This is a genomic window from Microbacterium gallinarum, assembly GCF_014837165.1.
In the GTDB taxonomy this organism is placed as follows: Bacteria; Actinomycetota; Actinomycetes; order Actinomycetales; family Microbacteriaceae; genus Microbacterium; species Microbacterium gallinarum.
Map to the genome: position 1 here is coordinate 1 of NZ_JACSPM010000011.1, position 2471 is coordinate 2471.

Here is a 2471-nt window from a genome sequence, read left to right on the forward strand (position 1 = left end):
CAGCAGGCATCTCACGGACTCCTTCCGAGACGATCATCGCCTCAACTCAGGTGTCCGGGAAAGCGGGTCAGGTTCCGACGACACGCTCGGGTCGTTCGCGGATGGTGAGTCGGCGGGCCGCGACGATCGCGATGACGGGGGTGACGTCGACGGGTTTGCGGGCCGCTTGGGTGAGGAGTTTCGCGGCGCGTCGCGCTTCGAATTCGGCGTTGCGGAGATGGTCGGTGCGCTGCCCGTTCACGAGGAGTCGCCGGGAGGCGACCCACACGTTGCCGCCTTCGTGGAACTTCGAGTTGATCGTGAAGACGCCCCCGGGGCCGATGACGATGTGGTCCAGGTCACTGCCCGCGCTGCCGACGGGCACAGCGTGCATCGCGAACCACTCGGGGCCGAGCTGGTCCAGGAGTCGGGCGACCTCCAGCTCGCCGAGGGCCCCCAAGTACCAGGGTCGGCTTTCGGAGTTCAAGGGGCTGCGGCCGAAGAACCGCTGTGTCCCGGTTCGGGCTGGTACGGATGATTGGACGCGAAGGGCCTCGGCGATCACCGATGACGCGGGAGCCCGCAGACGAAGCACGTCAGGATTCTCGGCGTGCTGCTCTGTGCGCTTCACCACTGGGGGGATCTCTGTGGGCGGCGTGACTACCGGAGCGCACTCAACGCACCGCACCGTCCGACGATTGCGCTCGTAGATCGCATCCGTTCCCGCGGTCAGTGTTGCGCCGCACAGCCGGCAGCGCCCGGTGTATCGGAGCAGCAGACGCCGGTCATTCGTGTCGTCGATCGGCTGCGGCATGGCCAGATTCTATGAGCGACCTGACGACACTCAACCACGAGCATGACCGTGAGGCGCCGAACGCAGTACGGGCGGTGCTCTCATCGGGGAGGCAGCGCGGGGCCGCCCCGCTAGTGTGAGGCGGCATGACGGCTCTCGTATGGGTGATCGCCGGGCTCGCGGTGGTCGTGGTGGCCATGGCCGTGTGGGTATCTCGGTCGCAGCGATGGTCAGGCGTCTACCGAGCGATCATCGAGGCGCACACCCGCGCTCTCGCCGCGCAAGGCAGCGAACTCGCGCAGCTTCGAAACGACCTGCTTGAGGCGCACACTCGACTCGACCGGCTCCCCCCCGCAATGACCGTCCACGCTCGAGATGTCGGTCAGGACGGTAATTGATCGGAACAACCAGCATCCTCGTACGCAAAATGAGCGTGGGACCTGTCCATCACGGGCGTCGGCCATTGGCGAGCTTCGATAGCCCCGTTCGTGCACAGCCAAGGTCCTCCGTACCGAGCGCTGACGCTACGATCGGCGACACTAGATCGCTCGCACAAGGCCCGCGGGAAACCGGACGGGCCGGCGAGATTACGACTTGGGGCACGTGATGCCGTGGCTGGAAAGATGCCACGACAAAGTACCGCTGTCACCCGCGGTTGTTCCTGTTTCACGACATGGAGCCGCGGTGACCACATGCCCGAAAACCCCTTTGCCATCCCTCTACGCGGCTGGCCGCGCCTTGCTCGCGGCACGCGCCCGAATGCTCGAGCAGGGCCGCGGTCGCGCTGTTGTCGGCGTCCATCCGCGCGCGCATTGCCGCGCATTCCGCCTGACTTCGGACCCCAAATCGGCCAACTCATCCTGGACCCGTCGCGCCCTCGATGTCGCGCGCCGATGAGGATGCAGCGCCGGCCCGACGATCCCCAAACGGGCGGCCTCGCGTGCACCGCTGGCGCAGCGGCGAGGTTGATCGGGTGCGTTGTGAGCGGACGATTGCTGGGTGTCGGTCTCGCGCGGGCTGCTCCCGACACTCAGCCAGACAGGCGCGCTCAAGGTGCTCTGTTGACCGGTACTCTGCGGCGTCTGAGGCGACGACCACTACAGTCGTCCCATGGGGCAAGCTCAGCACTTCGAGCAGGGTCAGAACTGGCGGGCGAAGAACACGGCAAGCGTCCGGCTTCGCCGCAGTGACGGACGCAAGCACGCCGTGGCCGTCCGCCAGGTGCCCGTCTCTCTCACCGACGAGCAGATCGCCGCAGCGGAGCGGACTCGTGCGATCGCGCGAGCGCGCGCGGAGGCGCAGCTCCAGGTAGAGAAGGCGAGACGACAGGCGACGGCCCGCAAGCAGCAGGCGGTAAGGAAGCGAGCCGAGCAGGAACTGCTGGAGCAGCGCCGCAACGCAAAAGACAACCCGTCACGGAACCTCTCCAGTCAGAGCCGCAACACTCAGAAGGACAAGGCGCCGGGAAACACCCCCGAGGGGTGGGTGCCCGCAAACCGCCGATCGGACTACAAGGATCCAATGGCGCGCTCGAACGACCCGCGCCGGCCTGGCCCAAACCTGCCTAAGACAGCGAAGCAGAAGCGGCGGGTCATCCGCCCAGGAAACTAGCGCCGCCGAGCGGTGACTCGCCCCGGCGTGTCCGGAGACATGATTCCTTGGAAGGATCTGTCTCATGGGACGTCCCAGTAAGTATCCG

The 2471-nt window shown here is 66.5% G+C and carries 3 protein-coding genes; 2 read left to right on the forward strand and 1 reads right to left on the reverse strand.

Annotated features, from left to right (window positions below):
* Window positions 1-67 precede the first annotated feature (67 nt).
* Window positions 68-439, reverse strand: a complete 372-nt coding sequence (locus tag H9622_RS15665) for a nuclease-related domain-containing protein (protein WP_191767362.1) — start codon at window positions 437-439, stop codon at window positions 68-70.
* Window positions 440-918: 479 nt separating this feature from the next.
* On the opposite strand from H9622_RS15665, the gene H9622_RS15670 reads away from it, so the two are divergent.
* Entirely contained in the window at window positions 919-1170 is a 252-nt protein-coding gene (locus H9622_RS15670) for a hypothetical protein (RefSeq protein WP_191767363.1), read from the forward strand.
* Window positions 1171-1882: 712 nt separating this feature from the next.
* Complete coding sequence (locus tag H9622_RS15675) at window positions 1883-2383, forward strand: hypothetical protein (RefSeq protein ID WP_191767364.1); 501 nt, start codon at window positions 1883-1885, stop codon at window positions 2381-2383.
* Window positions 2384-2471: the final 88 nt, after the last annotated feature.

What these genes read in the sequence shown, in the direction of transcription:
- H9622_RS15670 (WP_191767363.1), top strand. Translation starts at nt 919, where the DNA reads ATGACGGCTCTCGTATGGGTGATCGCCGGGCTCGCGGTGGTCGTGGTG.
- H9622_RS15675 (WP_191767364.1), top strand. Translation starts at nt 1,883, where the DNA reads ATGGGGCAAGCTCAGCACTTCGAGCAGGGTCAGAACTGGCGGGCGAAG.